This is a genomic window from Ferruginibacter sp. (genome assembly GCF_031391665.1).
Lineage (GTDB): Bacteria > Bacteroidota > Bacteroidia > Chitinophagales > Chitinophagaceae > Ferruginibacter.
In genome coordinates, this window is sequence record NZ_JANMUN010000087.1 from 1 (window position 1) to 7,405 (window position 7,405).

Below are 7,405 nucleotides of genomic sequence, written 5' to 3' on the forward strand. Positions count from 1 at the left end.
CGCCTGTTCACTATAAATTTAATTTTATTACGATTGCCATACATCCTTAGCAGTTTTTGCTGTGCCTGCAACTGTATCGTAGGCTTTGCCTGAAATTTTATTCATTTCATTCTTCCCGGTTTCTGCTAAATCCCCTGCTAAAGTATTAGCATTTTCTAAAGTTTTTTTAAGTGTACCGGCTAAATTGTTTATGGCTTCTGCAAGCATTTTTCGTGTTTTTGGAATAAGCATCAGTGCTACTACAGTTCCCACTATAGCCCCTGCAATTATTTTCTTCGATTTCATAATGTTTATTTTTAAAATGGTTATAAATGTTTTTCTACACCCATAAGCATAAAACATTGTGCCAATTATTTTACACTGAAACTTAGTTAGAACGAGTAGGTTTTTCTACAATACATGGGGAATATAATAAGCTTAACCGAATTTGCGCTGCTTATAAAAAGCACAGCCTGCTGTTTCAATTGATAATTAATTCAAAAATATAGATTTTATTTTTTGTTGCCCTGTTTTTAAAAGCAGTGCATTTTGATACAGCTTTGCCAGGGGAAAGTTTATGAAGTCAACGTCGGCATAGTAGAATTGCATATTGCCTATTTGTTACTATTTTTCATTTTCCGAAAAAATAATATTCAAATAGCCAGGTAAGAAACATAAATGCCGCTATTAGCAATGGAACTGAAAATATAATTTCAAAATATAAATGCTGCAAACGGCTGAGTGTTTTAAAAAAAAAGGCCAAAATGGTTACGCCGCTAAAAATATAACACCCTAAAAATAATTTATATCCCCAGGAATATTTTCCGCTTAGTAAAAAAATTAAAACAGCACATGCCGCCAACACACCGCTAACGATATGAAAAAACATAAAACCCTTTTTTAAATTTAAGCCTTGTCCAATCATACTTTTAATATACCAGTTAAGCAAATTAAAACTATTTAAAGTTATTGAAATAAAAGTGGGTATTAAATTATGGGAGTTAAACGTAACAAAAAAATGGTAAGAGTCATTAAAAAAAATTTCTATCGAAAACATTTTTGTTATCGAAGTAACGCCGTTGTTGGTATGCTGGGCTGGCAAAGAAGCAAGGCGTACCAACAACATTGCGGCTAAGGCTTTAACTAATTTGTTATTGAGGTCTTCGGGCAATATGGTTTTTCGCAGCAACAAGCTGTGTTGTTGGTACGCTTACGCACAATTGCAAATGCTGCATATTAACAACGGCATTGCGGCGGACTTCGGGCTACCAATAAAGGCTAAAATTATTTTCTTGTATATTCCGACACTGCACCATCTGAAAGACAATTAGAAGTATTCAGCGTTAAAGTATCCTTTATTACGGCAATGATAAATTCCTGGCTATTGGGTTGTGTAGTGGTAATAAAAGTTTGCAGTGCAGTTCCGTAACAATCTTTTTTTTGGGTGAGTGTATATTTGCCTTCAAATAATAACGTGTCTTGCTTTTTTCTTTTATAGGAATTATTGTTTCCAAACTCGATTATATAACCATTACCCGGAGGGAAATTATTTACAGCACTGTAAGTTGCAGAACTTCTCAGTTCCCACGTACCGGCAATTTCATTTTTAATTGCCGCTAAATTATCTTTTTTGCAGGAGCTCAGCAGAGCGAACATCATTATAATGCCTAAAATATTTTTCATATTAATTTGACAATTAAGCATGCCATAACGTTGCACTACCTAAAATAGTTTTTGTGGGTGTTAAGATAAAGATGGCGGCGAAGAAAAATATCACCCCTCCGGGGTTTTGCCTAAAAATAATTTATCGCTCTATATTAATTTCATCCCTTCGCAACACCAAGCCTGAAAGGCTGGCATTACTATAGCAAAACAAGCATACAAAAATAATAACCCTGAAAGGGTGGCATAAGAAAATTAAAGGCTTCAATAAAAACAAATCATTTATATCTAATTGCATACAGCGCTTTTTTCATCGAAGCAAATACTTCGTTGGTTAAAAACCAAATGACGGCGAAGATTGGAGCGATAACGACTGCGGCGGCCAAAAACTCCGGCTGCAACTGAGACAATGTTACCCCACGTGGGCAGAAAATAAAATACTTCACCTTATACAATTTTCTATAATTGTTACATAATAACTATGAAAAAATTAACTATTCTGCTTTACCCATCCTTTAATATTAAAACGGAATAGTTTTTGAAACTCTGTAAAAAAAGAAGTTATTATGAAAACGATGAATTATTTATGGATTGTTTTAATTGCTGCATTTTCCATTGCTGCATGTTCAACACCTGTGCATGTAGAAAAAGATAATGCTGTTAATTTTAAAAATTACAAAACCTATATGTGGGTTGATACGAGGTATAGTGAAAATGATAGTACGCAAAGGCCTGCAGCTTATGGCGATATTAGTGTAAGAAATGCGGCTAATGCAGAGCTTAAAAAACTGGGCTGGAGTGAAGTTAGCAACAATCCGGATATATTAATGAGCTATGATGTACTGGTAAACAATACCACGGTACGCAAATCGGATCCTGTATACACACAATCCTATACCCGTACTTATTACAACCCACGTATGAGAAGATGGGGAACAATTTATTATCCCTCTCAATTTTTAGGGTATAACAGTTATGCTGTACCACTTAAAGAGGGAACTATAACACTTACATTTACAGATGCAAATACTGATAAAATTGTGTTGCAGGGCTGGACAACCGAAGAGCTTAATTATTCGCTCTTAACACCGGAAGAAATAACGGCCAGCGTAAACAATATTTTCAGTAAACTTGATCTGGCATCAAAATAAGCAGGTGATTAGTTTTTAATTTTACTCAGTATTTGTTATTTAAATCATCTTCATACAATTTCGTGATTATGAAAAAATTAAAACCCCAAAAGGTTTTAATAGAAACAAAACATTTATATCTAATTGTATGTGGGGCCTTTTTATCTTAGCAAATACGTTGTTGGTTAAAAACCGACCGCGGAGAAGTTTGAGTAATACCGCCGACGGGTAGAAGGAAAGTCCTGGTTCGTGGCAAGCTTTTATTTTTCCTTATAATACTTAATACTGGAAAATCTGGTTCGAAATATGCTCAATACTTTTTCCTTGCTTGATAAAGGCTTAAATTCTTTATTTAAAAATTTTACTTTGCATAGCATCATTCCAATTGTTTTATTAAACAGCATCAGAAAAAGAAATCTATATACACCTATCAATAAAATAACAATAGCTGGTATAATAAATGAACTTAAACTTATTAAATTTAGAAATGCTTCCCGGGGGATTAGCATATAGATTAAAAAAATGATCCCCATATCTATTGCAAAATCGATTAGTCTTGTTAAAAACCCCTGAATCATTGTAACTTCTGCTTCATGGTTTTGTATATCTGTAAATATTGTGTCATTGTGATCCATCAATAGTAATTTAGTTGTAAAGTACAGCACCCCGGCTGTTAACGGTTATATATTTCGTCTTGCATAAAAATAAGTTTTATTTACACCTGCTGAGGCAAATATAACTGCAACTGCATGAAACTTATGCAAAGACTGTAGCGATACCGAAGACGGCGTTACGCTCTAAAAATACATAAAACAGGAATATTGCCATTGCCGTTATTTTATGTAAATTTGAATAACAATACATTTATAATGACAGAGATTTTAATTGATAAAAAGAAATACGTTTTAATTCCTGAAAAGAACTACCGGGAATTAATAAAAAAAGCGGCATTAAAAACTAAACCCGAAAAAACATTTTCTGTTGAAGAAGCCCGTACATACAGCAAAAAAATGATTAGAAAATGGGCCGCCGCAAAATAATTGTAAAACAAACTGCTGCTGATAATATTGCTGACATTGCCTGGTTTATAGAATCAAAAGGCATGATTGCAACTGCTGATAAATTTACAGATGATGTGTATGATGCATTCTTAAAACTTGCTGATGAAAGAAAATCATTTTCATTTTGCAGAGAGCCTGCAAGAGCCGATTTAGGATACAAATGTATCCCTTACAAAAAGAAATATACCATTGTACTTATTGAATCTGATAAAGAAGTAATCATTTGTGAATTTATTTCCTCCAAACTTATTTACTGGTAAATGCAGTATGGCTGTGGCGAAATAAAAATATCACCCCTAAGCCGTTGTTGGTATAGAAGCAGGGATAATGAGCCATGGCGTACCAACAACATTATAGCAAAGGATGTAACTAATTTAATTTTTTGTGGCAGTAAGCTGTGTTGTTGGTACGCTTACGCACAATTGCAAATGCTGCATACCAACAACGGCGTTGCGGCGGGCTTCGTTCTACCAACAAAGGCTAAAGTTTGAAAAAGCAATAACCCTGAAAGGGTGGCATTAGAAAATTGAAGGCTTCAATAAAAAATCATTTATATCTATTTGCATGCAGCTCTTTTTTCATCGAAGCAAATACGTCGTTGGTTAAAAACCAAACGACGGCGATGATTAGTGCAATACAATCAATGATTAAGCAATAATTTTTTATCTCTTATTCCAGTCCAACTAAAACAGCAATTATTAAAAGCACGAATGCTGCCAATCCTGCATAGATAAGTTTGATAACTGTTTTCAAGGAGAGCCCGTAAATTTTTCTACCAGGTTGCTCTGCAAGTTTCTTTTTTAATAGAACTAATGCGCAGGTTAAAAGTACAATACCAATCGAGTAATTGATAACTCCCGCTAATTTATGTGTCATCGTTATTATTATAATGGCTAATCTACTAAGAAATTTTTTATTAGGTTCAATAATTTTTTTCGCAAATGTTGGCTTACACCAGCCCTCCTTAGCAATGGAGTTGTTGGTACGCTTACGCACAATTGCAAATGCGGCATACCAACAACGGCGTTGCGGCAGGCTTCGTTCTACCAACAAAGGCTAGAAACTAAATCGAAGTTTTACGTTCACCATTTCTATCAAAAGTAATTATATGATTGCCTTTACTATCAACTATCCAACATTCAACCTTTGAATCATTCTTTATTTTTTGAAGCGAAAATTCTACAGCCTTCTCATAGCCTTCAAACACTTCATACATCTCATTTATATTTTCTCCAGTCTTAAATAATTCACCGTCATTTTTTAAGACATGGCCAGTAGCATATGCTGCTTTACCTACAGCAAATTGATTTTCCTTTAAAACTGGAATGTTCATTATTTATATTTAGAGAAGCATTTTAGAAATGCAATACAAATGTATAGGAATTACAGCTTAAGAATAATACTTCGTTGGTTAAAAACCAAACGACGGCGGAGATGGGAGCGATACCTGCGGCGGCGAAGGTGATATGGTATTAATATTAAAAGAAGTATTGAAACCGACAACGGCAAAAGACGGCGGCGATCGGTGTGTCAATTTCCATAAATGCATTTCATCTTAGATAGCGTTTTAACCATCGCATTTAGCTTACCAACAATTGTAAACCCAGGATTTATAATTACTTTTAAATCATTTTTTTCCTTTGATTTTATTATTGCGCTTTCACTTGGGTATGCTTGAAGCATGCCCACATTCTTAAATACCCACTCACCTTTTGTAGCGTTCTCTTTTATCCTAAAGACCGGGCTTCCGCTGTAACCACCTTGAGAAAATCCATCCATTAAAAATTTTGATGAATCTTCAATATTTTGTGAAATAAATCCACTTCTGGAAATTGGGTAACTTTTTTTACCAACACCTAATGACATTGGATACCCTATATATAAAAGAGTTTCGCCTTCTCTAAGATTATTTGAAGTATCTAAATGACTAAGTGGAATACTATTAATTTTTAGATGGTAATTTTTGTAACTAGAATCAAACTTGATCTCCAGAAGTGCAAAATCGTTTTTTTCATCAAGAAATTTCACTTTAAGTGGTACTGATATAATAGAACCATCAATTAAATTCATGTTAGCAAATATTTTTTCAACGGGTCTTATTGTTTTATTCGTTAGAGAATCCTTAACCGTTACAACATGTTCGCATGTTACAATTATTAAACAAAGGCCAGTAGAATCTAAACTAACAGTAAAACCTGTACCCAAGTGCTTATATTTTTTATTACTATTATCAAAAGATAGTATTGGTAAAATTGCTGGCTTTTTTTTCTCAATCACATAAGAGAATGGTGTAGAAATTTGAGAGATGCAAACATAATTATGTAGAAAACTTGCAAACAAAAGCAATTTTAGTATGTATTTCATTTATTTACTTAGATAGAACTATTAAATAATTCCATAAATATTTTCTGAGTAATGCATATTAGTTTTTAAAATAAGAATGTTAGTCTACTTCTTATTGAAAGGAGGTAATAAAGATATTTTTATATTGTTTTAATAAAAAACCGCAACTCTCGTTGCGGTCCATAAATTTTATTCTTCTTACTTCACCTCCTCAAAAGGCACATCCTCCACTTTACTTTCACTACTTTGTTGTTGCGGCTCTCCTCCACCAGCATCTGGCCCTGGTTGAGCACCTGCATTAGGGTCGCCCTGCGTAGCCTTATACATATCCTCACTCGCTGCTGTCCATGCGGTATTCATTTCTGCACTGGCGGCATCAATTTGTGCAATGTCTTGCGTTTTGTGTGCGGCTTTTAATTTTTCCAGAGCGGCTTCAATAGGTGCTTTTTTATCAGCAGGTATTTTTTCGCCATACTCTTTCAGTTGTTTTTCTGTTTGAAAAATTAAACTGTCGGCACCATTTATTTTTTCTACTTTTTCTTTTTCTAATTTATCGGTTGCTTCATTGGCTTTAGCTTCGTTCTTCATTTTTTCTACCTCTTCTTTACTTAAGCCGCTGCCGCCCTGTATGGTAATTTTTTGTTCCTTACCAGTACCCTTATCCTTAGCCGTTACATGCAAAATACCGTTGGCATCAATATCAAAAATAACTTCTACCTGCGGTACACCACGTGGTGCCGGCGGTATGCCATCTAAATTAAATGTACCCAGACTTTTGTTTTGGTTGCTCATTGGCCTTTCGCCCTGCAGTACATGTATTTGTACACCGGGCTGGTTGTCGCTGGCCGTACTGAATGTTTCCGATTTTTTTGTTGGTATGGTTGTGTTGCTGTCTATCAACCTTGTCATTACGCCACCCATAGTTTCAATACCAAGGCTTAAAGGTGTAACATCCAACAATAACACATCTTTTATTTCACCTGTCATAACACCACCCTGTATTGCTGCACCAACTGCAACTACCTCATCGGGGTTAACACCACGGTTAGGTTTTTTACCAAAGAATTTTTCTACCAGCTCCTGTACTTTAGGAATACGTGTAGAACCACCTACCAGGATTACTTCGTCGATTTGTGAAACGTTCATACCGGCATCCTTGAAAGCCTGCTCACAGGGTTTTAAGCAACGGCTAAACAAAGAGTCAGATAACTGCTCGAATTTGGCTCGCGT

At 34.9% G+C, this 7,405-nt stretch carries 11 protein-coding genes; 3 read left to right on the plus strand and 8 right to left on the minus strand.

The features are described 5' to 3' along the window. Positions 1–27 precede the first annotated feature (27 nt). From ACY651_RS06540 to ACY651_RS06550, 3 genes are all read right to left on the minus strand, one after another. The gene (locus ACY651_RS06540) at positions 28–285 is read right to left on the minus strand and encodes a YtxH domain-containing protein (RefSeq protein ID WP_462250934.1); all 258 of its coding nucleotides are present in this window, start codon (positions 283–285) and stop codon (positions 28–30) included. A gap of 325 nt (positions 286–610) precedes the next feature. After that, positions 611–1,171 (minus strand): hypothetical protein, encoded by a 561-nt coding sequence (locus ACY651_RS06545; protein WP_462250936.1) that lies wholly within the window; start codon positions 1,169–1,171, stop codon positions 611–613. 92 nt (positions 1,172–1,263) lie between these two features. Then, entirely contained in the window at positions 1,264–1,662 is a 399-nt protein-coding gene (locus ACY651_RS06550) for a hypothetical protein (protein ID WP_462250938.1), read from the minus strand. 545 nt (positions 1,663–2,207) lie between these two features. Between ACY651_RS06550 and ACY651_RS06555 the strand changes: the two genes are divergently transcribed. Then, positions 2,208–2,792 carry a DUF4136 domain-containing protein gene (locus ACY651_RS06555; RefSeq protein ID WP_462250940.1) on the plus strand — a complete coding sequence of 195 codons (585 nt, stop codon included), beginning with the start codon at positions 2,208–2,210 and terminating at the stop codon, positions 2,790–2,792. Between the two features lie 239 nt (positions 2,793–3,031). On the opposite strand, the gene ACY651_RS06560 is transcribed toward ACY651_RS06555, so the two are convergent. After that, complete coding sequence (locus ACY651_RS06560; RefSeq protein ID WP_462250942.1) at positions 3,032–3,406, minus strand: RDD family protein; 375 nt, start codon at positions 3,404–3,406, stop codon at positions 3,032–3,034. 234 nt (positions 3,407–3,640) lie between these two features. Here ACY651_RS06560 and ACY651_RS06565 point away from each other — a divergent pair, with 234 nt between their 5' ends. Both ACY651_RS06565 and ACY651_RS06570 read left to right on the plus strand, forming a co-directional pair. Further along, a complete protein-coding gene (locus tag ACY651_RS06565) occupies positions 3,641–3,811 on the plus strand; it encodes a hypothetical protein (RefSeq protein WP_462250944.1) in 171 nt (56 codons plus the stop codon). Then, positions 3,793–4,092 (plus strand): type II toxin-antitoxin system RelE/ParE family toxin, encoded by a 300-nt coding sequence (locus ACY651_RS06570; protein ID WP_462250946.1) that lies wholly within the window; start codon positions 3,793–3,795, stop codon positions 4,090–4,092. The genes ACY651_RS06565 and ACY651_RS06570 overlap by 19 nt, the downstream gene beginning before the upstream one ends. Positions 4,093–4,501: 409 nt before the next feature. On the opposite strand, the gene ACY651_RS06575 is transcribed toward ACY651_RS06570, so the two are convergent. The 4 genes from ACY651_RS06575 to ACY651_RS06590 form a co-directional block, all read right to left on the minus strand. Then, positions 4,502–4,885 carry a hypothetical protein gene (locus ACY651_RS06575; protein WP_462250948.1) on the minus strand — a complete coding sequence of 128 codons (384 nt, stop codon included), beginning with the start codon at positions 4,883–4,885 and terminating at the stop codon, positions 4,502–4,504. A 10-nt stretch (positions 4,886–4,895) separates the two neighbouring features. Next, on the minus strand, positions 4,896–5,165 hold the full coding sequence (locus ACY651_RS06580) for a hypothetical protein (RefSeq protein ID WP_462250950.1): 270 nt from the start codon (positions 5,163–5,165) through the stop codon (positions 4,896–4,898). 197 nt (positions 5,166–5,362) lie between these two features. Continuing rightward, the gene (locus ACY651_RS06585) at positions 5,363–6,196 is read right to left on the minus strand and encodes a S1 family peptidase (RefSeq protein WP_462250952.1); all 834 of its coding nucleotides are present in this window, start codon (positions 6,194–6,196) and stop codon (positions 5,363–5,365) included. A 177-nt stretch (positions 6,197–6,373) separates the two neighbouring features. Next, the coding region (locus ACY651_RS06590) for an Hsp70 family protein (protein WP_462250954.1) at positions 6,374–7,405 on the minus strand (1,032 nt) is incomplete at its 5' end.